21 protein-coding genes, 1 tRNA gene and 1 riboswitch are annotated in these 25,783 nt (G+C 73.6%); of the genes, 21 read left to right on the forward strand and 1 reads right to left on the reverse strand.

The features are described 5' to 3' along the window. Positions 1–326 precede the first annotated feature (326 nt). From ileS to ndk, 4 genes are all read left to right on the forward strand, one after another. Positions 327–3,683, forward strand: a complete 3,357-nt coding sequence (ileS, locus tag PU704_RS09355; protein ID WP_277551122.1) for an isoleucine--tRNA ligase — start codon at positions 327–329, stop codon at positions 3,681–3,683. Then, positions 3,680–5,053 (forward strand): bifunctional folylpolyglutamate synthase/dihydrofolate synthase, encoded by a 1,374-nt coding sequence (locus PU704_RS09360; protein WP_277551123.1) that lies wholly within the window; start codon positions 3,680–3,682, stop codon positions 5,051–5,053. The genes ileS and PU704_RS09360 overlap by 4 nt, the downstream gene beginning before the upstream one ends. A 103-nt stretch (positions 5,054–5,156) precedes the next feature. After that, complete coding sequence (locus tag PU704_RS09365) at positions 5,157–5,600, forward strand: DUF4233 domain-containing protein (protein WP_277551124.1); 444 nt, start codon at positions 5,157–5,159, stop codon at positions 5,598–5,600. A gap of 43 nt (positions 5,601–5,643) precedes the next feature. Beyond that, positions 5,644–6,060, forward strand: coding sequence for a nucleoside-diphosphate kinase (ndk, locus tag PU704_RS09370; RefSeq protein ID WP_047802265.1), 417 nt, complete (start codon positions 5,644–5,646; stop codon positions 6,058–6,060). Between the two features lie 147 nt (positions 6,061–6,207). Here the strand turns inward: ndk and PU704_RS09375 are convergent, their stop codons facing one another. Continuing rightward, positions 6,208–6,840: a vitamin K epoxide reductase family protein gene (locus PU704_RS09375; RefSeq protein ID WP_047803370.1), complete on the reverse strand. Its 633-nt coding sequence runs from the start codon at positions 6,838–6,840 to the stop codon at positions 6,208–6,210. A 416-nt stretch (positions 6,841–7,256) separates the two neighbouring features. Here PU704_RS09375 and PU704_RS09380 point away from each other — a divergent pair, with 416 nt between their 5' ends. The 17 genes from PU704_RS09380 (at position 7,257) to PU704_RS09460 (ending at position 25,763) form a co-directional block, all read left to right on the forward strand. Next, positions 7,257–10,745, forward strand: coding sequence for an Rne/Rng family ribonuclease (locus PU704_RS09380; protein ID WP_277551125.1), 3,489 nt, complete (start codon positions 7,257–7,259; stop codon positions 10,743–10,745). Positions 10,746–10,996: 251 nt separating this feature from the next. After that, positions 10,997–11,731 carry a nuclear transport factor 2 family protein gene (locus tag PU704_RS09385; RefSeq protein ID WP_277551126.1) on the forward strand — a complete coding sequence of 245 codons (735 nt, stop codon included), beginning with the start codon at positions 10,997–10,999 and terminating at the stop codon, positions 11,729–11,731. A gap of 95 nt (positions 11,732–11,826) precedes the next feature. Further along, positions 11,827–11,920, forward strand: a riboswitch (TPP riboswitch). Beyond that, positions 11,912–12,784, forward strand: a complete 873-nt coding sequence (thiM, locus tag PU704_RS09390) for a hydroxyethylthiazole kinase (protein ID WP_277551127.1) — start codon at positions 11,912–11,914, stop codon at positions 12,782–12,784. Its footprint overlaps the riboswitch before it by 9 nt. Then, the gene (gene thiE, locus PU704_RS09395; protein ID WP_277551128.1) at positions 12,781–13,461 is read left to right on the forward strand and encodes a thiamine phosphate synthase; all 681 of its coding nucleotides are present in this window, start codon (positions 12,781–12,783) and stop codon (positions 13,459–13,461) included. The genes thiM and thiE overlap by 4 nt, the downstream gene beginning before the upstream one ends. Beyond that, positions 13,458–14,978, forward strand: coding sequence for a bifunctional hydroxymethylpyrimidine kinase/phosphomethylpyrimidine kinase (locus PU704_RS09400; protein ID WP_277551129.1), 1,521 nt, complete (start codon positions 13,458–13,460; stop codon positions 14,976–14,978). The genes thiE and PU704_RS09400 overlap by 4 nt, the downstream gene beginning before the upstream one ends. A gap of 220 nt (positions 14,979–15,198) precedes the next feature. Then, on the forward strand, positions 15,199–15,510 hold the full coding sequence (gene rplU / locus PU704_RS09405; protein WP_047804170.1) for a 50S ribosomal protein L21: 312 nt from the start codon (positions 15,199–15,201) through the stop codon (positions 15,508–15,510). A 61-nt stretch (positions 15,511–15,571) separates the two neighbouring features. Continuing rightward, on the forward strand, positions 15,572–15,829 hold the full coding sequence (gene rpmA, locus PU704_RS09410) for a 50S ribosomal protein L27 (RefSeq protein WP_017834601.1): 258 nt from the start codon (positions 15,572–15,574) through the stop codon (positions 15,827–15,829). Between the two features lie 154 nt (positions 15,830–15,983). Further along, positions 15,984–17,549, forward strand: coding sequence for a GTPase ObgE (gene obgE / locus PU704_RS09415; protein WP_047804169.1), 1,566 nt, complete (start codon positions 15,984–15,986; stop codon positions 17,547–17,549). A gap of 206 nt (positions 17,550–17,755) precedes the next feature. Beyond that, positions 17,756–19,009: a glutamate 5-kinase gene (gene proB, locus PU704_RS09420; RefSeq protein WP_203225638.1), complete on the forward strand. Its 1,254-nt coding sequence runs from the start codon at positions 17,756–17,758 to the stop codon at positions 19,007–19,009. Then, positions 19,006–20,364, forward strand: a complete 1,359-nt coding sequence (locus PU704_RS09425; RefSeq protein ID WP_277551130.1) for a glutamate-5-semialdehyde dehydrogenase — start codon at positions 19,006–19,008, stop codon at positions 20,362–20,364. The genes proB and PU704_RS09425 overlap by 4 nt, the downstream gene beginning before the upstream one ends. 120 nt (positions 20,365–20,484) lie before the next feature. Further along, positions 20,485–20,733 carry a hypothetical protein gene (locus PU704_RS09430; RefSeq protein WP_047804168.1) on the forward strand — a complete coding sequence of 83 codons (249 nt, stop codon included), beginning with the start codon at positions 20,485–20,487 and terminating at the stop codon, positions 20,731–20,733. Positions 20,734–20,854: 121 nt separating this feature from the next. After that, entirely contained in the window at positions 20,855–21,481 is a 627-nt protein-coding gene (gene nadD, locus PU704_RS09435; RefSeq protein ID WP_380113250.1) for a nicotinate-nucleotide adenylyltransferase, read from the forward strand. Continuing rightward, positions 21,481–22,368, forward strand: a complete 888-nt coding sequence (locus PU704_RS09440) for a hypothetical protein (protein WP_277551131.1) — start codon at positions 21,481–21,483, stop codon at positions 22,366–22,368. Before nadD ends, PU704_RS09440 begins: the two co-directional genes overlap by 1 nt. Before the next feature lie 91 nt (positions 22,369–22,459). Continuing rightward, complete coding sequence (gene rsfS / locus PU704_RS09445; RefSeq protein WP_277551132.1) at positions 22,460–22,882, forward strand: ribosome silencing factor; 423 nt, start codon at positions 22,460–22,462, stop codon at positions 22,880–22,882. 115 nt (positions 22,883–22,997) lie between these two features. Then, positions 22,998–23,073 (forward strand) — tRNA-Ala (locus tag PU704_RS09450). Positions 23,074–23,358: 285 nt separating this feature from the next. Further along, positions 23,359–24,576: a formaldehyde dehydrogenase, glutathione-independent gene (fdhA, locus tag PU704_RS09455; protein WP_047804178.1), complete on the forward strand. Its 1,218-nt coding sequence runs from the start codon at positions 23,359–23,361 to the stop codon at positions 24,574–24,576. A 116-nt stretch (positions 24,577–24,692) separates the two neighbouring features. Continuing rightward, entirely contained in the window at positions 24,693–25,763 is a 1,071-nt protein-coding gene (locus PU704_RS09460; protein WP_047804165.1) for an App1 family protein, read from the forward strand. Positions 25,764–25,783 lie beyond the last annotated feature (20 nt).

Below are 25,783 nucleotides of genomic sequence, written 5' to 3' on the forward strand. Positions count from 1 at the left end.
CATGAGGCCCGGCCCGGTCCGGGGGAGCCCCGGCCTCGGCACCGGCCCGCGCGTGGGTTAAGCTGGGAGCAGTCATCACGGCGTCGATCCGGCCATCACCGGGGAGCCTTCGGAAGAACAGGTCCCGCCCGCCGCGGGAGGGACCCCAGTAGAACCGAACGGGTAAGCCCGTCACAGCAGTCAACGAGCGGCGGCCCGCCTCCCCCCGGGGATCCTCCCGGGGGAGCGGACCGCAAGCGAGGTGGTACCGCGTTCCGCCCCGGGCGACCGGCCGGCAGCGTCCTTGCATCCTGACCCGCACGAGCAGCACCGACGTCAGAACGAGGATGGACCCCGTGTCAGACCAGCCCGTCTACCCCAAGGCGACCACCGACCCCGCCGCCCGCGGCGTGCCCGCGGCCCCCGCGTTCCCGGCCGTCGAGGAGCGGGTCCTCGCCTACTGGGCGCAGGACCGCACCTTCCAGGCCAGCGTGGACCAGCGCGATCCCGGCCGGGACGGCTCCAACGAGTTCGTCTTCTACGACGGCCCTCCCTTCGCCAACGGCCTGCCCCACTACGGCCACCTGCTCACCGGCTACGTCAAGGACCTCGTGGCCCGCTACCAGACCCAGCAGGGCCGCCGGGTGGAGCGCCGCTTCGGCTGGGACACCCACGGGCTGCCCGCCGAGCTGGAGGCCATGAAGCAGCTGGGCATGGCCGACAAGGAGGAGATCGAGCGGATGGGCGTCGCGGCGTTCAACGACGCCTGCCGGTCCTCCGTGATGAAGTACGCCTCCGAGTGGCAGGACTACGTGACCCGCCAGGCGCGCTGGGTGGACTTCGACAACGACTACAAGACCCTCAACCCCGAGTACATGGAGTCCGTGATCGCGGCGTTCAAGGCGCTCGACGACAAGGGCCTCGTCTACTCCGGCTACCGCGTGCTGCCCTACTGCTGGAAGGACGAGACGCCGCTGTCCAACCACGAGCTGCGGATGGACGACGACGTCTACCAGGACCGCCAGGACCAGACCGTCACCGTCACCTTCCCCGTGCTCGACGACGCCTCCTGGGCGGTCCGGCCCGAACTGGCCGCCGAGCTGGCCGGGGTGGAGGCCCTCGCCTGGACCACCACGCCGTGGACGCTGCCGACCAACCAGGCGATCGCCGTGGGCCCGGAGATCGTCTACGCGGTGGTCCCCGGGGCCGGGGAGCTCGCGGGCCGCCGCTTCCTGATCGCCGAGGAGCTGCTGGGCGCCTACGCCAAGGACCTGGGCTGGGGCGAGGAGGAGGACCCCGCCGCCGCGGCGGCGGCCGCCGTGACCGCCCGCCACCGCGGGGCGGACCTCGAGGGGCTGCGCTACCGGCGGCTGTGGGACTACTACGCCGACGCCGAGCGCTTCGGCACGGGCACGTCCTGGCAGTTCGTCGTGGCCGACTACGTCACCACGACCGACGGCACGGGGCTGGTCCACCAGGCCCCGGCCTACGGCGAGGACGACCAGAACGTCTGCGCGCGCTACGACATCCCCGTGGTGCTCTCCCTCGACGAGTCCGGCGTCTTCCACCGCACCTTCGCCGACGAGCGGCTCGCCCCGGGCGCGCCGCTGGCCGGGATCGCCGGGCGCAACGTCTTCGACAAGGACGTGGCCCGCACGGTGATCCGCGACCTCAAGGCCCAGGGCCGGCTGGTGCGCCAGGCCACCTACGAGCACCCCTACCCGCACTGCTGGCGCTGCCGGAACCCGCTGATCTACCGGGCCGTGTCCTCCTGGTTCGTGGAGGTCACCCGCATCAAGGACCGGATGGTCGAGCTCAACCAGCAGATCAACTGGATCCCGGACAACGTCAAGGACGGCCAGTTCGGCAAGTGGCTGGAGAACGCCCGCGACTGGTCGATCTCCCGCAACCGGTACTGGGGCTCGCCCATCCCGGTCTGGGAGTCCGACGACCCCGAGCACCCGCGCCGCGACGTCTACGGCTCCCTCGCCGAGATGGAGGCCGACTTCGGCCGGGTGCCCCGCAACGACCGCGGCGAGGTGGACCTGCACCGGCCGTGGATCGACGAGCTGACCCGGCCCAATCCGGACGACCCCACGGGCCGCTCCACGATGCGCCGCGTGCCCGAGGTCCTGGACGTCTGGTTCGACTCCGGCTCCATGCCCTACGCCCAGGTGCACTACCCGATGGAGAACCGGGAGTGGTTCGAGACCCACAACCCGGGCGACTTCATCGTGGAGTACATCGGCCAGACCCGCGGTTGGTTCTACACCCTGCACATCCTGGCCACGGCGCTGTTCGACCGGCCCGCGTTCCGCAACGTCATCAGCCACGGCATCGTGCTGGGCTCCGACGGGCAGAAGATGTCCAAGTCCCTGCGCAACTACCCGGACGTCAACGAGGTCCTGGACCGGGACGGCGCCGACGCCATGCGCTGGTTCCTGATGTCCAGCCCGATCCTGCGCGGCGGGAACCTGGTCGTCACCGAGCAGGGCATCCGCGACGGCGTGCGGCAGATGATGCTGCCGCTGTGGAACGTGTACCACTTCTTCGGCCTCTACACGAACGCCGCGAACGGCGGCGCCGGGTACGAGGCGCGCACCCGCCACGAGTCCGGCAACGTCATGGACCGCTTCGTGCTCGCGGCCACCGGCCGGCTCGTGACCGACGTCAAGGACGCCTTCGACCGCTACGACGTCTCCGGTGCCGCCGAGCACCTGCGCGCCTACATGGACACCCTCACCAACTGGTACGTGCGCCGCTCCCGGGACCGCTTCTTCGACGAGGACACCGTCGCCTTCGACGTCCTGTACACCTGCCTGGAGACCGTCTGCCGCGTGGCCGCCCCGCTGCTGCCCCTGGTCACGGAGGAGATCTGGCGCGGGCTCACGGCCGGGCGCTCCGTGCACCTGACCGACTGGCCGGACGCGTCGCTGTTCCCGGCGGAGACCGCCCTGGTGCAGCGGATGGAGACCACCCGCGGCATCTGCTCGGCCGGCTCCGCCCTGCGCAAGGCCCACAGGCTGCGCGTGCGCCAGCCGCTGGCCGGGATGACCGTCGTCGTCCCCGGCGGCGACGCGCTCGCGGGCACCTTCGAGCACATCGTCGCCGACGAGCTCAACCTGAAGTCGGTGACCCTGCTCAACGCGGCAGAGGCCTCCGCGGAGCAGTTCGGCATCTCCCAGCAGCTGAAGGTCAACGCCCGCGCGGCGGGCCCGCGCCTGGGCAAGGGCGTGCAGACGGTGATCCGGGCGACCAAGGCCGGGGACTGGTCCACCGCCGAGGACGGCACCGTCACCGCCGGCGGGGTCGTGCTGCACGAGGGCGAGTACGAGCTGGAGACGGTCGTGGCCGCGGACGCCGCGGCCGGCTCCCGCGCCGTGACCGTGCTGCCCGGCGGCGGCTTCCTGGTCCTGGACACCGAGCTCACCCCCGAGCTCGAGGCCGAGGGCACCGCCCGGGACATGGTGCGGGCCATCCAGCAGGCCCGCAAGGACGCCGACCTGCGGGTCTCCGACCGGATCCGCGCCGTGGTCACCGCCGACGCGCGCACGGTCGCCGCCCTGGAGGCCCACCGGGCGCTCGTGGCCGGCGAGACGCTGGCCACCGAGCTCGAGCTGCGGGTGGGCGAGCCCTCCGTGGACGTCGCCGTGCTCGGCGCGGCCAGCCCGGCCACCACCGGCGCCGGGACGGTGCAGGCGTGAGCGCCCCGTTCGCGGAGGCCGGGGACGCCTCGACCGTCGAGGAGGTCTACGCCCGGCTGCTGGAGCGCGCCCCCGAGAACCGGATGGCCCCGCGCCTGGACGCGATGCGCCGGGCCATGGAGGTGCTCGGCGAACCCCAGCGCGCCGCCCCGGTCATCCACCTGACCGGCACCAACGGCAAGACCTCGACCGCCCGGATGATCGAGGCCCTGCTGCTGGCCCACGACCTGCGCGTGGGCCGCTACACGAGCCCGCACCTGGCCCGGGTCACCGAGCGGATCAGCGTGGACGGGGAGCCCGTCGAAGACGCGACGTTCGTGCGGGTCTACGGCGAGATCGCCCCGTACCTGGGGTTCGTCGACGCCGAGCTGGCCGAGCGCGGCGAGCCCCGGCTCAGCTACTTCGAGACGGTCACCGCGCTCGCGTTCGCCGTGTTCGCCGACGCGCCGGTCGACGTGGTCGTGCTCGAGGTCGGCATCGGCGGCTCCTGGGACGCCACGAACGTGGCCGACGCCGTGGTCTCCGTGGTCACCCCGATCGACCTCGACCACACCGACATGCTCGGCGACACGGTGGCGGAGATCGCCGCGGAGAAGGCCGGGATCCTCAAGCCCCACGGGTTCCTGGTCTCCGCCCCGCAGGCCCCCGAGGCCGCCGAGGTGCTCCTGGCCCGGGCCCGCGAGCTGGGGGTCCCGTTCCGCTTCGGCGGCGTCGAGTTCGGCGTGGAGTCCCGCGCCACGGCCGTCGGCGGGCAGGTGCTCTCCCTGCAGGGCCTGGCCGGGCGCTACCCCGAGGTGCTGCTGCCGCTGTTCGGTGTCCACCAGGCGGAGAACGCGGCGACCGCGGTGGCGGCCGTGGAGGCGTTCCTGGGCGGCGGCGACAAGGAGCTCAACCCCGAGCTGGTGCGCGCCGGTCTGGGTGCCGTGGAGTCCCCGGGGCGCCTCGAGCTGGCCCGGAAGGCCCCGCCGGTGCTCCTCGACGCGGCGCACAACCCGCACGGGCTCACCGCCGCGGCCGCCGCCCTCAAGGAGGCCTTCACCTTCGGCAAGCTCAACCTGGTGGTGGGCGTGCTGCACGAGAAGGACGCCGAGGCGATGCTGCGGGTGCTGCTGGACGAGTACGAGGAGTTCCACACGGAGTTCTGGTTCACCCGCTCCTCCTCGCCGCGGGCCGTCGACCCGCAGGAGCTCGCGGAACTGGCCGTGGACCTCGGCTTCCCGGAGGACGTGGTGCACGCCGTGGGCACGCTCGACGACGCCGTGGCCGAGGCGGTCCAGGACGCGGCCGGCCGCCCGGAGTTCGACGGCGCGGTGCTCGTCACCGGCTCGATCACGGTGGTCGGCGAGGCCCGGACCCTGCTGGGCCTGTGACCGCGCACCGCGCCCCGCACCCGGCGGCCCCGCCGCCGGCCCGTCCCCGGGCCCGTCCGCAGGCCCTTCCACCGGCCCATCCGCAGGAGAGGAACCGTTCCCCGTGGCACGCATGACCAAGGCCCAGCGCGAGTGGCGTCCCGGGCAGCCCCGCCCCCGCCGCTCGATCCGCACGATGTTCGCCTCCTCCGTGCTGGTCATGGAGGCGTTCATCGCCTTCTTCGCCGCCCTGACCGCCTACGGGATCCTCGGCCGGGACACGGGGGACAGCACGCGCACGGCGATCTTCGCGGGCGGCTGCGTCCTCGCCGTCGTCCTGCTGCTGGCCCCCGCCGTGCTGGCCCGCCCCTGGGGGTACACCCTGGGCTGGGTCCTGCAGGTCGTGCTCATCGCCACGGGCTTCGTGCTCCCCGCCATGTTCGTGGTGGGCGTGCTGTCCGCCCTGGCGTGGTGGTACGCGGTGCGCACCGGGGCGCGGCTGGACCGGGAGAACGCCGCCCGCGACGCGGCCCAGGCGCAGTGGGAGCGCGAGCACCCGGACGGATAGGCTGGGCACCGACATCCCAGACCCGTCCTCCGGAAGGATCCTCATGACCACGGAACGCACCCTCGTCCTCGTCAAGCCCGACGGGGTGGCCCGCGGCCTCACCGGCCAGGTCCTCGCCCGGATCGAGGCCAAGGGCTACCGGCTGGCCGACCTGCGGCTGCTGCACGCGGAGCGCGCCGTGCTCGAGGAGCACTACGCGGAGCACCGGGGCAAGCCCTTCTTCGAGCCGCTGGTGGAGTTCATGCTCAGCGGGCCCGTGGTCGCCGCCGTCGTCGAGGGCGACCGGGTGATCGAGGGCTTCCGCTCGCTGGCCGGGACCACCGAGCCGACCACCGCCGCACCGGGCACCATCCGCGGCGACCTGGGCCGGGACTGGGGCCTGAAGGTCCAGCAGAACATCGTGCACGGCTCGGACTCCCCGGAGTCCGCCGAGCGCGAGATCGGCATCTGGTTCGCCTGAGCGCCGGGTGCGACGACGGCGGCCCGCCTCCCTGCTGGGAGGCGGGCCGCCGTCGTCGCACCCGGCGCCGCGCCCGGGCGGGCACCGCGATTCGGCCCGAGCTATTCGGTCCGAGCGATCCAGCCCGAGCGGTTCAGCCCGGACAGGTCAGGCCGGGAAGATCACGCCGGCGAAGCGGATCAGCACCGTCCCGAAGATCAGCACGAGCAGCGCGGCGGCCGCGAACCAGGCCCACTGCTCCGCCCCCCGCGCCACGGCGGCAGGGGCGGGCAGGACGCCCGCGCGCAGGTTGCGGGCGGTGGTCTGCACCACCAGCACCGTCTGCATCACCCAGACGAGCATGCAGTACAGGCACAGGGCGTTGATCTCGAACGTGGTCTGGTACCACAGCCACAGCACGAACAGCCACCCGAGGGTCACCCCGATCTGCACGCCCCACCAGTACCAGGCAGCGAACCGGGCCCCGGCAAGCACCGCCAGGGCCACGGCCACCACGACCGCGTAGGCGACGAGTCCGATGAAGGGGTTGGGGAAGCCGAAGGCCTCGGCCTGCGGGGTGCGCATGACCGTGCCGCAGGAGAGCCAGGAGTTGATGTCGCAGCTGGTGCGGTGGCCGGCGTCGAGGAAGAGCTGGACCCGCTCGTAGACCAGCGTGGCCGCGCCGTAGAAGCCGAGCAGGCCGGTCACGAGGGCCACGAGACCCCAGCGCCGGTCGGCGCGCGCGGCGGGCTCGGAGCGCTGGGCGGGGGAGTCGTCGAGGGCTGAGGCAGAGGTGGTCACAGGCCCGATCCTAGGGGATGCGTCCCGGAGTTCCCGGGGAGCGCGGCGGGCCGGTTGCGGGCGGTGACGAGCGCAATCCGGGTCGGAGCCGGGCGTCTGTGAGATACTGACCACGGTCGAGCCCGCCCGTACGCGGAATCTCGGCCCAGCCGGACTTCGACGCCGGTCGGCAGGACCCGCGGCTCTCATCGGATTGAGCGCGTCCGCCGCCGGCCCAAGACCGTTGCCCTTGCGAGCAGCGGCTCGGAGCCCCGGACTGGCTCGTTGCCGTCCCCGCCCGTTCGCGTGGCGTGCGGGACGCGGCGGGTACGCACAGGACTTCTGGCCGCCGCGTGGACCCCACCGGCGAAACGCCGACCAAGCCGCTGCGGGGACCGGGTACGGACGGCGTACCGCGGCATGGAGCACAGCTGTATATGGATGCCGAACAGGTGAACCAGGACGGGGCGCAGGACGCCCTGGACGCTGGTCAGCAGAACACATCGGACGACGCGCGCCGGGAACCCCCGGCCGTGGACCGGGCGGCCGACATCGCCCCCGGGACCCTGGCGGAGACGCCGGGCGACGTCCTCGACGAGCCCGCCGGAGCGCAGCCCTCCGCCCCGGCGCACGGCGACGCCGCCGGGACCGACACGCTCGACGTCGCGCCGGGCACCGCCGTGCCCGGCGACGAGACGCCGGGCGCGGTGGCCGAGGAGGTCTCCGCCCCGAGCCGCCCGGCCCCGGGCACGCCCGGGGCCGCGCAGGCCGGCGAGGAGATCGAGCCGGCCGGTGAGGCCCAGGACCTCGGCGAGAGCGCCGCGCCGGCGGACCAGGACGCGGCCCCCGCGGTCGGAGACTCGCCGTCCGCCGCGGACAGCGCCGAGGACACCGCGGAGGACGCCGCCGAGGACACCGCCGTGCCCGCGGAGGAGGCTCCCCGCACGGGTTCCGCGTCGGACCCGCACGGCGACGCCCCGCATGCCGCCGCCGCGTCCGCGGAGGAGGCTCCCCGCACGGGCTCCGTGTCGGAGGCCGACGGCCATGCCCCGGCTGCCGCCGCCCCGCCCGCCGAGGAGGCCGCCGCTGCGAGCTCCGCGCAGGAACCGGCCGGCTCCGGCCGCCGGCCTGCCGGGGCCGAGGCCGCCGCACCGCCCGCGCCGGACGCCTCCCAGGAGGGTCCCGTGCCGAGCCCGGACGGCTCCGGGCAGGAGGAGCCCGACGCCGCCGAGGAGCCGGCGGAGCCCGACACCGCGCTGGCCGCCGCCGTCACCGCGACCTCTCTCATGTTCCACGCGCCGGACCTCGACGAACTGCGCGAGGCCGCGCAGCAGCGCGCGGCCCGCCGCCGCGAGGCCCGGCGCCGGCAGCAGGAGGAGAACGCGACCGCCGAGGACCCGGGCGACGGGGCCGAGGCCGAGGCGGCGGAGCTCGCCGAGGAGGCCGACGAGGCGGAGCAGAGCACCGGCGGGGGCGTGACCAGCCGTCGCCGCCGGCGCCGGCGGCGCGGGGACGTGGACATGGAGCTGGTGGGCGGCAGCGACGACGACCCGCCCAACACCGTCACACGGGTCCGCGCCCCGCGTGCCGCGGAGAGCGCCACGGTCGACGAGGTCGTGGCGGTGAAGGGCTCCACCCGGCTCGAGGCCAAGAAGCAGCGCCGGCGGGAGTCCCGCCAGACCGGCCGCCGCCGGCAGGTCATCACCGAGGCCGAGTTCCTCGCCCGCCGCGAGTCCGTCGAACGGCGGATGCTGGTGCGGCAGAAGGACAACCGGATCCAGATCGGCGTCCTCGAGGACGGCGTGCTGGCCGAGCACTTCGTCTCCCACACGCAGCAGGACTCTCTGATCGGCAACGTCTACGTGGGCAAGGTGCAGAACGTGCTGCCCTCCATGGAAGCGGCGTTCATCGACATCGGCCGGGGCCGCAACGCGGTGCTCTACGCCGGCGAGGTCAACTGGGACGCCTCCCGCCTCGAGGGCGGGCCGCGCCGGATCGAGGTCGCCCTGAAGTCCGGGGACTCGGTGCTCGTGCAGGTCACCAAGGACCCGGTGGGGCACAAGGGCGCCCGGCTCACGAGCCAGATCTCCCTGCCCGGCCGCTACCTGGTCTACGTCCCGGGCGGCTCGATGACCGGGATCTCCCGGAAGCTGCCCGACGTCGAGCGCGCCCGGCTGAAGAAGATCCTGAAGGACCGCCTGCCGGACGGGGCGGGCGTCATCGTGCGCACCGCCGCGGAGGGCGCCTCCGAGCAGGAGCTCACCCACGACATCAACCGGCTGCGGGCCCAGTGGGAGCAGATCCAGGAACGGGCGGGCTCCACGAAGACCCTGGCCCCGGAGATGCTGTACGCGGAGCCGGACCTGACCATCAAGACCGTCCGCGACGTCTTCAACGAGGACTTCACCACAATGGTCGTCCAAGGTGACGAGGCGTGGGACAACATCGAGGCGTACGTGACCTACGTCGCGCCGGACCTGCTGGACCGGCTCCAGAAGTGGGACGAGGACGAGGACCTGTTCGTGAACCAGCGTGTGGAGGAACAGATCCAGAAGGCTCTCGAGCGCAAGGTCTTCCTGCCCTCGGGCGGCTCGCTCGTGATCGACCGGACCGAGGCCATGACGGTCGTCGACGTCAACACCGGCAAGTTCACCGGGTCCGGGGGCAATCTCGAGGAGACCGTCACCAAGAACAACCTGGAGGCGGCCGAGGAGATCGTGCGGCAGCTGCGGCTGCGGGACATCGGCGGCATCATCGTCATCGACTTCATCGACATGGTGCTCGAGTCCAACCGTGACCTCGTGCTGCGCCGGCTGGTGGAGTGCCTGGGACGGGACCGCACCAAGCACCAGGTGGCCGAGGTGACCTCCCTGGGGCTGGTGCAGATGACCCGCAAGCGCATGGGCACCGGCCTGCTCGAGGTGTTCTCCGAGCCCTGCGAGCACTGCGCCGGCCGCGGCGTCGTCGTGCACGACCACCCGCTGGAGGGCCGCACCGGCGGCGTCCCGGGCGAGACCCGCGACCAGCGGCCCAACCGCACCGACCGCAAGCGCAACCGCCGCGGCCAGGGCGAGCAGCAGCCCGCCCGTACGGAGGCACGGAGCGCCGAGCCGGATCCGGCGGAGAAGGCGAAGGCCGAGGCCGCGCGCACGGCGTTCGCGACCATCGCGGCCGCGACCCACCACGAGGCCTCGGAGGAGGCGGAGCCGCCCCGCGCCGAGGAGCCGGCCGCCCCGGCCGAGTCCCGCCCGGAGGGTTCCGGTCGCTCGCGGAAGAAGCGCCGCGGCAAGCGCAGCCGCAACCGCGGCCAGGGCGCGGAGACCGCCGCCGAGCAGCAGGATGAGGGGGACACCCGGTCCCCGGCCGAGCCCGCGCCCGCCGTGGAGGAGCCCGCGGCCGAGCAGGGTTCCCGCCTGACGATCAAGGGCGAGGTCATCGAGCTGCCGCAGGGCCACGCGCCCGTCGCCGAGGAGCCCGCCGAGGCACCCCGGCTGAGCCTGGACTCGCTGGCTGAGGCCTTCGACCAGCGGGGGCCGGAGCAGCGGACCGCCGCGGCCGCCGACGACGCCGGGGCTCCCGCCGCCGAGCCCGAGGACGCGACGGCCGAGCCGGCGCAGGCCCCCGCCCGGGAGCGGCGGGCCACGAGCCAGGCCCCGGCCGAGCCCGCCTCCGGGACGCCGGCCGAGGCGCCTGCGGAGCCGGCGCGCCCGCGCCGCCGCTCCCGCCGTGCCTCGGCCCCGGCCGCCCGGCCGGGGGAGGCCCAGGTGACCGCCGGTCAGGCGGCCGCTGCCGAGGGCGGGCGGCACGAGGCGACGACCGCCGCGGAGCTCCCGCAGCGCGCTCCCGCCGGACACGGGCCGACCGTCGTGGGCGTCGGCGTCAAGGCCGAGGACCTCAGCAGCGGCCGGCCCGCCGGTCAGGACTGAGCGCCCCTCCGCCGTGGCGACCCGGAGGACCCCGACCGGCCGGTCGGGGTCCTCCGCCGTCACAGGACCCGTGCCCCCGGTCGGACCGGCCCGCCGCCTGCCGGACTCCTGCCGGTCCGCCGCCGGACTCCGCGGCCGTCACACGGCCGGATCTCCTGTCCGGCCGCGCGGGGCCGGGAGTAGCGTGGTCGCACCACACGCGGGCGGCCCGACCGGGTGGACCCCCGGCCCGCAGCGCCGAGGGGATGACCATGAGCAGCAAGCAGATCGTACTCACCGCGGGCGCCGACCTCTTCGGACACCGGGACCCTGCGGCCCTCGACCGGTACTGGGCCCCGGACTTCCGGCAGCACTCCGGGCTCGGGCCCGACGGCCGGGAGGGGCTCCGCGCCGTCCTCGAGCAGCTGCCGGACGACTTCCGGATCGACACCCTGCGCGTGCTCGAGGACGGGGACATGGTCGCCGTCCACTGCGTCTACCACGGTCTCGGTCCGGAACCCCTGGTGGCGGTGGACGTCTTCCGCGTGGCCGGCGACCGGCTCGCCGAGCACTGGGACGCCCTCGAGCCGCTGCCCAGGGGAGCCGCCGGCGCGCACCGGGTCGACGGCCCCCGGCAGGTCACGGACCACGAGCACACCGCGGCGAACAAGGCGCTGATCACCGAGTGGGTGCACGGACGTCTCCTCGGTGCGGACCGGGAGGCCCTCGAGGAGCTGGCCCGCGACCCGCGCTTCGTCGAGCACGGCGCCGGACCGGAGTCCCGGCTCGCCCGGCGCGCCCTCCACCGGGTGCTCGGCGAGGGCGGCTTCGTCCTCACCGTCACCGAGGGGGTGCTCGAGCCCGACGGCGAGGGCGGGGAGCCCGGCGACCCGCGTCCGGCCGGCTGCTACGACCTGTGGCGGGTCGCCGACGGGCGGATCCTCGAGCACTGGGAGGTCGTCCAGCCCGTCCCGGAGCGGATGCCGCACGGCAACGGGTTCTTCTGACCGGGCGGCCGTCTCCGCGGCGGTCCGGGCGGGTCCCCGGCCGCGGGGCCGGGGACCCGCCGCGCCCGGCACCGACGGGCGGCTAGACTGGCGGAACACCTGACACGGGGTGCCGCGCGAGCGGCTGAGATCACACCCGTCGAACCTGATCTAGCCAGTACTAGCGAAGGGATGTCGCTGATGCGCGATGCCGTACCCCTGCCCGCCCGCACCGCAGGAGCCGAAGGGGCGCCGCCGGACCCCGCGCTCGCCGAGGACGCCGCCACGGCCCTCGAGGAGCTGCGCGCCGCAGCGCCGCTGGTGCAGTGCATCACCAACACCGTGGTCGCCAACGTCACTGCCAACGTCCTGCTGGCCGTGGGCGCCTCCCCGGCCATGACCGACATCCAGGGCGAGGGCGGGATCTTCGCGGAGCTCGCCGACGGACTGCTCGTCAACACCGGCACGCCCACCGCCGAGCAGCGCGGGGCCGCCTACGAGGCGGTCGGCGCCCGGCAGCGGGCCGGACTCGCCTGGGTGCTGGACCCCGTGGCCGTGGGCGCCCTGCCCGTGCGCACCGCGCTGGCCCGCGACCTGCTGCGGCACCGGCCGGCGATCGTGCGCGGTAACGCCTCGGAGATCATGGGCCTCGCCGGCGGCGCCGGAGGGCGGGGCACGGACGCCACCCACGGCGTCGACGCCGCCCGGGACGCCGCCGCCGCGATCGCCGCGCAGGCCGGCTCCGCGGTGGCCGTCTCCGGGCCGGTCGACCTCGTGCGCGCCCCGGACGGGAGCGTGGTGCGCGTGCCGCACGGCACGCCGCTGCTCACCCGGATCACCGGCGGCGGATGCGCCCTGGGCGCCCTGATGGCCGCCTTCACCGCCGTGCGCGCCGACCCCGCCGCGGCGGCGACCGCCGCCACGACGGTCTACACCCTGGCGGCCGAGGACGCCGCCGCCGGCTGCGCCGGCCCCGGATCCTTCGCCGTGGCCCTGCTGGACCGGCTGCACGCCATCACCCCGGAGCAGCTCGCCGCCCGGGCGGAGCTCGTGCGCGAGGAGGGTGCCCGGTGAGCGCCCGCCTCGACCCCGCCGCCCTGGCCCTGCACCTCGTCACCGACACGGCGCTCAGCGCCCCGCGCAGCGTGCCCGACGTCGTGGCGGCCGCCGTGGCCGGGGGAGCCACCATGGTCCAGGTCCGGGAGAAGCACGCCCCGGCCCGGGACCTGGTCGCCCTGCTCGTGGCCGTCGCGGAGCGCGTGGGCCGGGACGTCCCCGTGCTCGTCGACGACCGCGCCGACGCCTACCTGGCCGCCCGGGCGGCCGGGGCGGCCGTGGCCGGGGTGCACGTCGGCCAGTCCGACCTGCCCGTGGAGCTGGCCCGGCGGATCTGCGGACCGGACGCGGTGCTGGGCCTGAGCGCCGCCACGGCGCCGGAGCTCGACGCGGCCGCCGCCCTGCCCCCGGGCACCGTCGACTACCTGGGCGTCGGCGCCGTGCGCGCCACCCGCACCAAGCCCGACCACCCGGAGCCGCTGGGCGTCGAGGGGTTCGCCCGTGCCGCGGCACGCAGCGCCCTGCCGTGCCTGGCGATCGGCGGGGTGCGGGTCGAGGACGCCGCGGCCCTGCGTGCCGCCGGGGCGGCCGGACTGGCCGTGGTCTCCGGCATCTGCGCCGACCCCGATCCCGCGGCCGCGGCCGCCCGCTACGTGCGCGCCTTCGGCCGCGTCCCCGAGGAGGTGGCCCGATGAGCCCCCAGGTGCCCCGCGTCCTGGCCGTGGCCGGCACCGACCCCACCGGCGGGGCGGGACAGCACGCGGACCTGAAGTCGATCGCGGCGATGGGCGGCTACGGCATGAGTGCCGTGACGGCCGTCGTGGTGCAGAACACCCTCGGGGTGCGCTCCGTCCACGTCCCGCCCGTGGAGTTCCTCGCCGCCCAGCTGGACGCCGTCGCCGAGGACGTCGAGATCGACGCGGTGAAGATCGGCATGCTCGGCTCCGTGCCGGTGATCGAGACGGTGACCCGCTGGCTCGAGGACCGCCGGCCGCCGGTGGTGGTCCTGGACCCCGTCATGGTCGCGACCTCCGGCGGGCGCCTGCTCGAGCGGGAGGCCGAGGACGCGCTGCGCGCGATGCTCGGCCACGCCGACCTCGTCACCCCCAACCTGCCCGAGCTCGCGGTGCTCGCCCAGGAGGAGGTCGCGTCCTCCTGGGCGGAGGCCCTGGCGCAGGGCCACCGGGTGGCCCGGGCCCACGGCACCCTGGTGCTCGTCAAGGGCGGGCACCTCACCGGGGACCGGACCCCCGACGCCCTCGTGGGCCCGGACGCACCGGAGCCCCTCGCCGCGTTCGACGGCGCCCGGGTGCCCACCGAGAACTCCCACGGCACCGGCTGCTCGCTCTCCTCGGCGCTGGCCACCCTGCAGGCCCGGCACGGGGACTGGGCGCACAGCCTCGGCATCGCCCGCGCGTGGCTGCGCGGGGCGCTCGAGCGCTCCGGGGACCTGGCCGTCGGCCACGGCAGCGGCCCGGTGCACCACTTCCACCACGTCCAGGACGCGCTCGAGAGCTGGGGCGCGGCACCGGCCCGCTTCAGCGACGAGCTCTGGGCGGCCTCCGCCGGGCTGCGCCGGGAGATCGAGGAGCTCGACTTCGTCCGCGGCCTGGGCGACGGCCGGCTCGAGCCCGAGCGGTTCCTCGCCTACCTGGACCAGGACCTGCAGTACCTCGACGGCTACAGCCGGGCGCTGACCCTGCTCGCCGCCCGGGCCCCGGACGAGCGGCAGCGGCTGTTCTTCGCGACCGGCGCGGTGTCCTGCACCGAGACGGAGAGCGAGCTGCACCGGGCCCGCCTGCGGCACGCCGAGCCCGGGGCCGCCGGCGCCGGTCCCGGGGAGGTGACGCGGCGCTACACCTCCTTCCTGCTCGCGGCCACCGCCGCGGAGCCCTACCCGGTGGGCCTCGCCGCGGTGCTGCCGTGCTTCTGGGTCTACGCCGACGTCGGCCGGCACCTGGGGGAGCTCGCGGCGGCCGCCGGGGCCGCCGAGCACCCCTACGCGGACTGGCTCGCCACCTACGCCGACGAGGGCTTCCAGGAGGCGACCCGCACGGCCCGGGAGCTGCTCGACGAGGCCGCCCGGGGCGCGGCCCCGGCCGTGCGGGAGCGGATGCGGGAGGTGTTCCTGGAGGCCTGCGCCCTGGAGCGGGACTTCTTCGCCGCGCCGGTCCCGGCGGTTCGGTTGGCGGGCATTGACGGGATCGAGTAGTCTTGATCTTCGGTGCCATGCCGGTGCGCGCGTGTTCCAACTCGACACCCCACCTGGCGGCACATGCGGGTGCAGTTCCTGAATTGCGGCGAACCTGCGCTGACCACGGCCTGGTCCCACGGGCCGGTCACCGTCAGCTCGTCTCAACGTCGTTGGTCCTGACAGGGGTGCGCTCGACCCACACTGTTTACACATGACGTCGAGAGAAGTGAGTTCCCAAGTGGTGTACGCGATTGTCCGCGCTGGCGGCCGCCAGGAAAAGGTTTCCGTCGGAGACCTCGTTACCCTTGACCGCGTCGCCGGCGGAGCAGGCAGCACCATCGAGCTTCCTGCTCTTCTGCTGGTGGACGGGGACAAGATCACCTCGGATGCCCAGACCCTGGCCGGCGTGAAGGTCACGGCCGAGATCGTCGGCGACCTGCGCGGTCCCAAGATCTCCATCCAGAAGTTCAAGAACAAGACCGGCTACAAGAAGCGCCAGGGCTTCCGGGCCGAGCTGACCACCGTCAAGGTGACCGGTATCGACGCCTGATCGGCGCGATTCCCCCTCCACATACCGGACGCCAGTCCCAACACGAAGGTAGGCACACCTCATGGCACACAAGAAGGGCGCGAGCTCCACTCGCAACGGTCGGGATTCCAACGCGCAGTACCTCGGCGTGAAGCGCTTCGGCGGCCAGACCGTCAACGCCGGCGAGATCCTCGTCCGCCAGCGCGGCACGCACTTCCACCCCGGCCTGAACGTCGGCCGCGGTGGCGACGACACCCTGTTCGCCCTGGCCGCCGGCCAGGTCGAGTTCGGCACCCGCCGGGGCCGCAAGGTCGTCAACATCCAGGCTGCCGCCGAGTAGTCGACCGGGCCGGTCCGCCGGCCCCCGGTGCGGGACCCGTCCCGCACCACCCATGTCTGATCTGTGGAGGGTGGGTGCGTCCAGCGCCCGCCCTCTACAGTTTTAACGTGGCCCGTGCGCGGGCCCGCCCGTTCATGACCCAGAGGAGCTCTCCGTGGCCAGTTTCGTCGACCGCGTCGTCCTGCACGTCTCCGGCGGTTCCGGGGGGCACGGCTGCGTGTCCATCCGCCGCGAGAAGTTCAAGCCGCTCGGCGGGCCGGACGGAGGCAACGGCGGCGACGGCGGCAACGTGATCCTGCGCGTGGACGGCCAGACCACCACCCTGCTCAACTACCACCACGCCCCCCATCGCTCCGCGCCCAACGGCGGACCCGGCAAGGGCGACCTCCGGCACGGCCACCAGGGCGAGGACCTGGTGCTCTCCGTGCCCGACGGCACCGTGGTCAAGGACGGCGACGGCAACGTCCTGGCCGACCTCGTGGGCGAGGGCGCCGAGTTCGTCGCCGCCCCCGGCGGTCAGGGCGGGCTCGGCAACGCCGCGCTGGCCTCGGTCAAGCGCAAGGCCCCCGGCTTCGCCCTCCTGGGCACCCCGGGCGCCTCCCGGGACGTGGTCCTGGAGCTGAAGTCGATCGCGGACATCGCCCTGGTCGGCTATCCCTCGGCCGGCAAGTCCAGCCTGATCGCGGCGATCAGCGCGGCCCGGCCGAAGATCGCCGACTACCCGTTCACCACGCTCGTGCCCAACCTGGGGGTCGTCCAGGCCGGGGACGTGCGCTACACCGTCGCGGACGTCCCCGGGCTGATCCCGGGGGCCTCCGAGGGCAAGGGCCTGGGCCTGGAGTTCCTGCGCCACGTGGAGCGCTGCGCCGCCCTCGTGCACGTCCTGGACTGCGCCACCCTCGAGCCCGGCCGGGACCCGATCTCCGATCTGGAGACCATCGAGGCGGAGCTCGCCGGCTACGCCGTGGACGGCGACCTCGACGGCGGGGACGCGCTGCCGCTCAACGAACGACCGCGGCTGGTGGTGCTCAACAAGATCGACGTGCCCGAGGCCCGCGAGCTGGCCGACTTCGTGCGCCCCGAGCTCGAGTCCCGCGGCTACCGCGTCTTCGAGATCTCCACCGCCTCCCACGAGGGGCTGCGCCCGCTGACCTTCGCGATGGGCGAGGTCGTGGAGCAGGCCCGGGCCGCGCGCCCGGCCCCGGCGGAGGCCCCGCGCGTGGTGCTGCGGCCCAAGGGCGTGCGCGGGCCCGAGTTCACCATCACCCGCGAGGAGCGCAACCTCGAGCCGCTGTGGCACGTGCGCGGGGACAAGCCCGACCGCTGGATCCTGCAGACCGACTTCAACAACGAGGAGGCGGTGGGCTACCTCGCCGACCGCCTCGCGAAGCTCGGCGTGGAGGCCGGGCTGTTCAAGCAGGGTGCCCGGCCCGGGGACGCCGTGCTCATCGGCCCGGAGGACAACGGCGTGGTCTTCGACTGGGAGCCCACGATGGTCGGGGGTGCGGAGCTGCTCGCCGGCCCGCGCGGCACCGACCTGCGCTTCGCCGACATCGACCGCCCGACCCGCGAGCAGAAGCGCCAGCAGTACCAGGAGCGCAAGGACGCCAAGGCCGCGGCCCGCGCCGAGCTCGAGGCCGAGCGCACCGCCGGGGTGTGGACCGAGTCGGTCGACGCCCGCCGGGGCGGGACCGAGCCGGACCCCGGCGCCGACGACTGACGGCCGACCACCGGCACGGACCGACCGACCGGACACGACCGGACCGGCCCGGCACCGGCGATCGACGACCGGCCTGGGACGTGAGCACCCCGGGACACGGCGGACCCGGGGCCGACCGTCCGGTCACCGACGACACCGACCCGCCGCACGACCATCACGACCGACCCCCCTACCGACGACGCCCACCGCACAGGGAGACGCACAGGATGAACGAGCAGACGACCCAGATCGACGTCGAGCGCCTCGAGGAGGTCGCGGAGAAGTCCGCGGTCCAGCTCAGCAGCGAGAACCGCGGCAAGAACCGGCGCAGCCCGATCGAGCGCCGGGAGGACATCCCGCGCGCCCACCGCGTGGTGGTGAAGGTCGGCTCGTCGTCGCTGACGTCCATCGAGAGCTCCATCGACGAGCAGGCCGTGCGGATGATCGTGGACGCCCTGGGGGAGACCAAGGCGCGCGGCATCGAGATCGTGTTCGTCTCCTCGGGCGCGATCACGGCCGGGCTGGCGCCCCTGGGTCTGTCCCGGCGGCCCAAGAACCTCGCCGGCAAGCAGGCTGCGGCCGCCGTGGGGCAGGGCCTGCTCATGGGCCGCTACATCGAGTCCTTCGCCCGCTACGGCGTCACCGTGGGTCAGGTGCTCGTGACCGCCGAGGACCTCATGCGGCGCAGCCACTACAAGAACACCCACCGCCAGATCGAACGGCTCCTGGACTTCGGCGTGCTGCCGATCGTCAACGAGAACGACGCGGTGTCCAGCCAGGAGATCAAGTTCGGCGACAACGACCGGATCGCCGCCCTCATCGCCCACCTGATCAAGGCCGACGTCCTGCTGCTGCTGTCCGACGTCGACGCCCTCTACACCAAGGACCCCCGCAAGGGCGGGGACCGGATCCCGGTGGTCAACGATCCCATCAAGGACCTCGAGGGCGTGCAGATCGGCTCCGTGGGGGCCGCCGGCGTGGGCTCCGGCGGCATGGTCACCAAGGTCCAGGCGGCCCGCATCGCGGCGGCCTCGGGCATCCCTGCCCTCGTCACCTCGGCGCAGAACATCACCCGCGCCCTGCACGGGGAGGACGTCGGGACCTGGTTCGCGACCTCCGGGGGCCGCCGCAACGTGCGGCTGCTGTGGCTGGCCCACCTCGCCGACATCAAGGGCTCGCTGACCCTGGACCCGGGCGCCGTGGAGGCGATCCGGGACCGCAACTCCCTGCTGGCCGCCGGCGTCGTCGGGGTCTCCGGCACCTTCGAGGCGGGGGAGCCGGTCTCCCTGCGGGACCCGGACGGCAGGGAGATCGCCCACGGGCTCAGCAACTACTCCTCGGACGAGATCCCCCCGATGCTCGGCAAGTCCACCTCGGTGCTCGCGGACGAGCTGGGCGACGACTACAGCCGGGAGCTCGTGCACGTGGACAACCTGGTGGTTCTGCGCGCCCGGGGTGCGCGGACTAAACTGAAGAAATGACTTCCGCCGCACACGATTCCGTGACCACCGACGAAGCCACCCCCACGACCGGCAAGGCGGTCGTGTCCGACACCGGCGTGATCGCCACCTTCGGCGAGGACCCGGTCGCCGGCGTGTCCGCCATGGCCGACGACGCCCGCGACGCCGCCCGCATCCTCGCCCGCGCCACCCGCACCTGGAAGGACCGCGCGCTGCTGGCCGTCGCGGACCGGATCGAGCGCAAGCAGGACGTCGTGCTCGCCGCCAACGCCAAGGACCTCGAGCGCGGCCGCGTGAACGGGACCTCCGAGGCCCTGCTGGACCGCCTGAAGCTCGACGCCCAGCGGATCACCGGCCTGGCCGAGAGCCTGCGCGAGCTCGCCGCGCTGCCCGATCCCGTGGGCGGCTTCGTCCGCGGCAGCACCCTGCCCAACGGCCTGCGGATGCGCCAGGTGCGCGTGCCGATGGGCGTGGTGGGCGCCATCTACGAGGCCCGCCCGAACGTGACCGTCGACATCGCCGGCATCGCGCTGAAGTCCGGCAACGCCGTGCTGCTGCGCGGCGGCTCGGCCGCGGAGGAGAGCAACCGGGCCCTCGTGGGCATCATCCGCGACTCCCTCGCCGACGTGAAGCTGCCCGTGGACTGCGTCCAGAGCATCGACGAGTACGGCCGCGAGGGCGCGAACGCCCTGATGGGTGCCCGGGGCAAGGTCGACGTCCTCATCCCGCGCGGGGGGCACGGGCTGATCCAGTCGGTCGTGCAGAACGCGAAGGTCCCCGTGATCGAGACCGGCGAGGGTAACGTGCACCTGTTCGTCGACCACTCCGCGTCGAAGGACATGGCCGTCGACCTCGTCGTGAACTCCAAGACCCACCGCACCAGCACGTGCAACACCACGGAGACGCTGCTGCTGCACAGCGGCTTCGCGCACGGGGACTCCGTCCTGGCGGCACTCGACCGCGCCGGGGTGACCCTGCACGTCGACGAGCGCGCCGAGGCGATGCTGCCGGCAGGCAGCCACCACGTCCGCGCCACCGACGAGGACTGGGCCGCCGAGTACCTGTCCATGGACCTGGCCGTGAAGGTGGTCGACTCCCTGGACGAGGCGCTCGAGCACATCGACCGCTGGTCCACCCGGCACACCGAGGCCATCGTGACCAACGACCTCGCCCACGCCGAGCGCTTCGTGGCGGAGATCGACGCCGCCGCGGTGATGGTCAACGCCTCCACCCGGTTCACCGACGGCGGGCAGCTGGGCCTCGGCGCCGAGATCGGCATCTCCACCCAGAAGATGCACGCGCGCGGCCCGATGGGCCTGGAGGAGCTGACCACCACGAAGTGGATCGTCCAGGGCGACGGGCACGTCCGCGCCTGAGCCGCACGCGGCGGGCCCGCCGCGGATTCAGTACCATGAGAACCGTCCGGGCCCGCCGGCCGAGGCGGCACGGGCCGCTCACCGACTTCCGGCTCCGCGCCGGCACCTGAAGGGATCCCCATGCTCCAGCAGTCCGTCACCACCGTCCTCGCCGCCGTCGAGGGTGGGCACGCCGCCGCCGAGGCCGGGATCCCGCCCGTCGTGTGGGGCGGCTCCGTGTTCGTCGTGCTGATCGGTCTGATGATCGTGGCGATGTCCTTCGCCAACCGCGGGCTCAGCCCGGAGGCCGGCCAGCACCAGGACCCCGCGGACCTGCCGGCGGACGAGCAGGCGCTGCTCGCCGACTACGCCGCCAAGCGGCACGGCTGAGCCGGGGAGTCCCTTCGTCGTGACGACCGCCGCGCAGGACGCCTCCGCCCGCTCCCGGGACCTGCCCGCGACGGGGACGGCCGTCCCGCCCCGCCGACCCGGACGCACCCGGCTCGGCGTGATGGGCGGGACGTTCGACCCGATCCACCACGGCCACCTCGTGGCCGCCTCCGAAGTGGCGGGGGAGTTCGACCTCGACGAGGTCGTGTTCGTGCCCACCGGCCACCCGTGGCAGAAGGCCGCCGGGGCCGTGAGCCCCGCGGAGCACCGCTACCTGATGACGGTGATCGCCACGGCGTCCAACCCGCGCTTCACCGTCAGCCGCGTCGACATCGAGCGCGACGGCCCGACGTTCACGGTGGACACCCTGCGCGACCTGAAGCGCCAGCGCCCGGAGGCGGACCTGTTCTTCATCACCGGCGCCGACGTCATGGCGGAGATCCTGACGTGGAAGGGCGCCGAGGAGCTGTGGGAGCTCGCCCATTTCGTGGGGGTGACGCGCCCGGGCCACGACCTCGCCGCGCCCGTCGGGTCCAGCGGGGTCAACCTGCTCGAGGTGCCGGCCATGGCGATCTCCTCCACGGACTGCCGCGCCCGGGTGGCCCAGCACAAGCCCGTCTGGTACCTCGTGCCCGACGGCGTGGTGCAGTACATCAACAAGTACGGCCTGTACCTCGGCCCGGAGGCGAGCGCGGAGGCCGGGCACGTCGGCGCGTATCCGGGCACCGTCCCGGTGGAGGCCCCCTGATGCCCGGCAACGACGAGGCCCGGGACGGCAGAACCCCGGACGACGGGGCCTACGACGCCGGGACCCACGACGCTGGGCAGCCGGCTCCCTCCGGGCCCGCCCCGATCATCGACCTCGGCGGCGACGCCGTGCCGGTGCGGCCCGTGAAGCCTCTCGGGCCGCGGCGGCTGGCCCGTCTGCAGCGGGAGCTGGCGGAACGCTCCCGCGAGCTGCAGCAGACCGGCGGGGACCCGGCCGACCCGGACCTGCTCGAGAAGCAGCGCCGCTTCGCCGAGCTCGCCGCCCAGGCCGAGCAGGCCAACGCGCCCTCCGCCGGCGGTGCCGGCGTCCCCGCGCCCGTGACGCCGCGGCCTCCCGCGGCGCGGACCGCTCCTGCCGAGCCGGCGCCCGCGGAGCCGCCGCCCGGCGAGCCCACGCCTCCGGAGGCGACCGAGCAGATCACCGTCGTCTTCCCCGGTGCGGACGGCACGACCGGCACGGACGGGCACGTGGGCCACGACCCGGTGCACGTCGACCCCTCCCTGTTCAGCAACCGGCTCGCGCCGGAGGAGCTGGCCGCGCTCACGCACATCGAGATCCTCGCCCCCGCCGAGCACCACGGCTCGCACGCGGCGGCCCCCGAGGATCCCGGTGACGCGACGGCACCGCAGTCGGACCCGCCGGAGACCGCGCCCCCGGTGGCCGCCCTGCCGGAGCCGGCGGGGGAGCGGGCCGAGGAGGAGCCGGAGCCACCGGCCGCTCCGGTGCCCGCCACGGCGGCGGGCGGCCTGGAGCTGCTCGAGCCGCGCGAGTACCGGCGCGGGGCCGCAGGCCGCCGGCTGGCTCTGCTGCTGCTGCTGGTCCTGCTGGCGGCGCTGGCCGTGGTGCTGGTGCTCTTCGTCCTCTGAGAGCGCTCCCTCCCTCCTGTTCACCATCCGTTCGCTCCACACCGTCCCCTCGAGGGGACGGAACCACCGGTTCGCCGGGAAAGGATCCTCCTTGACTGTCAATGATTTCTCCCTGTCCATCCTCCAGATCGCGGCCGCCGCGGCCGACGCCAAGCAGGCCCACGACATCGTGGCCCTGGACGTCAGCGAGGCGCTGGGCATCACCGACGCGTTCCTCGTCGCCTCCGCCTCCAACGAGCGGCTCGTCAACGCCGTCGTCGACGAGATCGAGGAGAAGCTCGTCGAGCGGCTCGACCTGCGCCCGATCCGCCGCGAGGGCCGCTCCGAGGGCAGGTGGGTCCTCCTCGACTACGGCGACGTGGTCATCCACGTCCAGCACGACGAGGACCGGGCCTTCTACGCGCTCGAGCGGCTCTGGCGGGACAGCCCCGTGGTCGATCTGGGGCCGTCCGAGCAGGGCGCCACCGCGCCGGAGGAGTCCGCGCCGGCCCCCGCGTCCGACGATTTGCCTTGATCCGGATCAGCTGTCTAGTATGAATGCGTTGCCCAGCGGGGCGCAGGATCAACCGGAAAAGGGTGACCGAAAAGGGAACTCCGAGGTTGTGATAGTGTTCCGGAGGTAACGACCTGGGGCTGTGGCGCAGCTGGTAGCGCATTTGCATGGCATGCAAAGGGTCAGGGGTTCGAGTCCCCTCAGCTCCACCAGGACGAAAGAGCCCGTTCCGCATCGCGCGGAACGGGCTCTTTCGCTGTCCCGGCCACGGCTCCGCCCGCCGTGCCGCCCACCGTGCCTTTCCCTGGGCCGTTCCGGGCCCCGCGCCACAAAAGCCGCACTCGCCCGCATCCCTTCCGCTCGTTGATGTGTCCTGTTAGCGTCTGCTCCACCGGCGGCCGACCTCCGTGAGCTGTATCACGACGTGTCGGGATCCGCCGGACCCGCGCGCCTCGCGGTGCACATTCCAGCGGACATCCTCAACGGAAGAGGTCATGATGGCAGGCAACAGAGCAGTCGCCTACAAGGGTCCCGGCAAGGTCGAGGTCATCGACACCGACTACCCGGAGTTCGAGCTCAAGGACGCACCCGGCATCAACACCGCCAACATCGGCCGCAAGGTCCCGCACGGGGTCATCCTCCGGACCGTGGCCACCAACATCTGCGGCTCCGACCAGCACATGGTCCGCGGCCGCACCACGGCCCCCACGGACCTGGTCCTGGGCCACGAGATCACGGGCGAGGTCGTGGAGGTCGGCCCCGACGTGGAGTTCATCAAGGTGGGGGACATCGTCTCCGTGCCCTTCAACATCTCCTGCGGGCGCTGCCGCAACTGCAAGGAGCGCAAGACCGGCATCTGCCTCAACGTCAACCCGGACCGGCCCGGCTCCGCCTACGGCTACGTGGACATGGGCGGCTGGGTCGGCGGACAGGCCGAGCACGTCCTGGTGCCCTACGCAGACTGGAACCTGCTGAAGTTCCCGGACCGGGACCAGGCCCTGGAGAAGATCATGGACCTGACCATGCTCTCCGACATCCTGCCCACCGGCTACCACGGCGTGGTCACGGCCGGGGTGGGGGTCGGCTCGACCGTCTACATCGCCGGCGCCGGCCCGGTCGGCCTGGCCGCGGCGGCCTCGGCCCACCTGCTCGGGGCGGCCGTGGTGATCGTGGGCGACATGAACGAGGAGCGTCTGGCGCAGGCCCGCAGCTTCGGCTGCGAGACCGTGGACGTGTCCAAGGGCGCGCCGGCCGAGCAGATCGAGCAGATCCTCGGCGTGCCGGAGGTCGACTGCGGCGTGGACGCGGTGGGCTTCGAGGCCCGCGGGCACGGCAAGGACGCCTCCCACGAGGCCCCGGCCACCGTGCTGAACTCCCTGATGGACATCACCGCCGCCGGCGGGGCCCTGGGCATTCCGGGTCTCTACGTCACCGGGGACCCGGGGGCGGTCGACGAGGCCGCCAAGAAGGGCTCCCTGTCCATCAGCCTCGGCACCGGCTGGGCCAAGTCCCTGTCCTTCACCACCGGCCAGTGCCCGGTCATGAAGTACAACCGGCAGCTGATGATGGCGATCCTGCACGACAAGATCCAGATCGCGAAGGCCGTCAACGCCAAGGCCATCCCGCTGGAGGAGGCGCCGCGGGGCTACGCCGAGTTCGACGCCGGGGCCGCCACGAAGTACGTGCTCAACCCCAACGGCTACATCAAGAACTAGCCGCAGCAGCCAGCGCGACGACGCACGCCCACGGGGTGCCGTGGACCGGGAAACCGGCCCGCGGCGCCCCGCGGTCACCGCCGTGACCCGGGCGGGCGCTGTGAAACACTGGGCGCATGGCGAAGAAATCCGACAGCTCGGACCTCCTGCAGACCGTCGACCAGGTCACCGAAGAAGCCATCAACGTGGGCTACCGCCTCGAGCAGCGGTTCCACCGGTTCCGCCAGCGCCGCGCCGAGTCCCGGGGCGACATCCCCGTCATGGTCGCCTTCGAGGGCTACGGGTCCGAGCACCACGTGCGGGTGCTGGGCCGGGCGCTGCTGAAGACCCGCGGGCTGATCGAGTCCACCGACGAGAGCGCCGAGTCCATCCGCGGCTGGCGCTCCTTCACCTCCGTGCCCATCGCCTTCGCCCACGTCAACGTCTGGATCGACGAGTACGAGTTCCACCTGGTGGCCGACAAGGGCGGAGTGATCGACGTCGACCTGCAGGTGTCCCTGCCCCCCGGTGAGCACACCGTGTGGATGCAGACGGAGGGCTCGGACGTCGTCGAGGCCCGGGTGTTCGTCGTCGCCGACGAGCAGCGGATCGGCGTGGTCTCCGACGTCGACGACACCGTCATGGTCACCGCCCTGCCCCGCCCCCTGCTGGCGGCCTGGAACTCCTTCGTGCTCAACGAGCACGCCCGCACCCCGACCCCGGGCATGGCGGTGATGATGGACCGGCTGCTGCACCGCCACCACGAGGCGCCCTTCGTCTACCTCTCCACGGGCGCCTGGAACGTGGCGCCCACCCTGCGCCGGTTCCTCACCCGCAACGCCTACCCGGACGGGGCCCTGCTGCTCACCGACTGGGGGCCCACCACGGACCGCTGGTTCCGGGCCGGCTCGGCCCACAAGGTGCAGAACCTCGAGCGTCTGGCCCGGAACTTCCCGGAGGTGCGCTGGATCCTCATCGGCGACGACGGCCAGCACGACCCCGAGATCTACAGCGGCTTCGTGCACCGCTATCCCGACCACGTGGCCGCGATCGTGATCCGCAACCTGTCCCCGGCCGAGGCGGTGCTGGCCGGCAACCCCCTCGTCAACGAGGAGCGGCGGGTGAGCATCCCCGAGGGGACGCTGTGGATCGAGGGCAACGACGGCGCCTCGATCTCCCGCCAGCTCGCCGAGCACGGACTGCTCTGAGCGGCAGGCCGACCCGCCCG

Source organism: Kocuria oceani (assembly GCF_029524215.1).
Taxonomy (GTDB): Bacteria; Actinomycetota; Actinomycetes; order Actinomycetales; family Micrococcaceae; genus Kocuria; species Kocuria oceani.

What these genes read in the sequence shown, in the direction of transcription:
- ileS (WP_277551122.1), top strand. Translation starts at nt 327, where the DNA reads ATGGACCCCGTGTCAGACCAGCCCGTCTACCCCAAGGCGACCACCGAC.
- ndk (WP_047802265.1), top strand. Translation starts at nt 5,644, where the DNA reads ATGACCACGGAACGCACCCTCGTCCTCGTCAAGCCCGACGGGGTGGCC.
- PU704_RS09380 (WP_277551125.1), top strand. Translation starts at nt 7,257, where the DNA reads ATGGATGCCGAACAGGTGAACCAGGACGGGGCGCAGGACGCCCTGGAC.
- PU704_RS09385 (WP_277551126.1), top strand. Translation starts at nt 10,997, where the DNA reads ATGAGCAGCAAGCAGATCGTACTCACCGCGGGCGCCGACCTCTTCGGA.
- thiM (WP_277551127.1), top strand. Translation starts at nt 11,912, where the DNA reads ATGCGCGATGCCGTACCCCTGCCCGCCCGCACCGCAGGAGCCGAAGGG.
- PU704_RS09400 (WP_277551129.1), top strand. Translation starts at nt 13,458, where the DNA reads ATGAGCCCCCAGGTGCCCCGCGTCCTGGCCGTGGCCGGCACCGACCCC.
- rpmA (WP_017834601.1), top strand. Translation starts at nt 15,572, where the DNA reads ATGGCACACAAGAAGGGCGCGAGCTCCACTCGCAACGGTCGGGATTCC.
- proB (WP_203225638.1), top strand. Translation starts at nt 17,756, where the DNA reads ATGAACGAGCAGACGACCCAGATCGACGTCGAGCGCCTCGAGGAGGTC.
- PU704_RS09425 (WP_277551130.1), top strand. Translation starts at nt 19,006, where the DNA reads ATGACTTCCGCCGCACACGATTCCGTGACCACCGACGAAGCCACCCCC.
- PU704_RS09430 (WP_047804168.1), top strand. Translation starts at nt 20,485, where the DNA reads ATGCTCCAGCAGTCCGTCACCACCGTCCTCGCCGCCGTCGAGGGTGGG.
- nadD (WP_380113250.1), top strand. Translation starts at nt 20,855, where the DNA reads ATGGGCGGGACGTTCGACCCGATCCACCACGGCCACCTCGTGGCCGCC.
- PU704_RS09440 (WP_277551131.1), top strand. Translation starts at nt 21,481, where the DNA reads ATGCCCGGCAACGACGAGGCCCGGGACGGCAGAACCCCGGACGACGGG.
- fdhA (WP_047804178.1), top strand. Translation starts at nt 23,359, where the DNA reads ATGGCAGGCAACAGAGCAGTCGCCTACAAGGGTCCCGGCAAGGTCGAG.
- PU704_RS09460 (WP_047804165.1), top strand. Translation starts at nt 24,693, where the DNA reads ATGGCGAAGAAATCCGACAGCTCGGACCTCCTGCAGACCGTCGACCAG.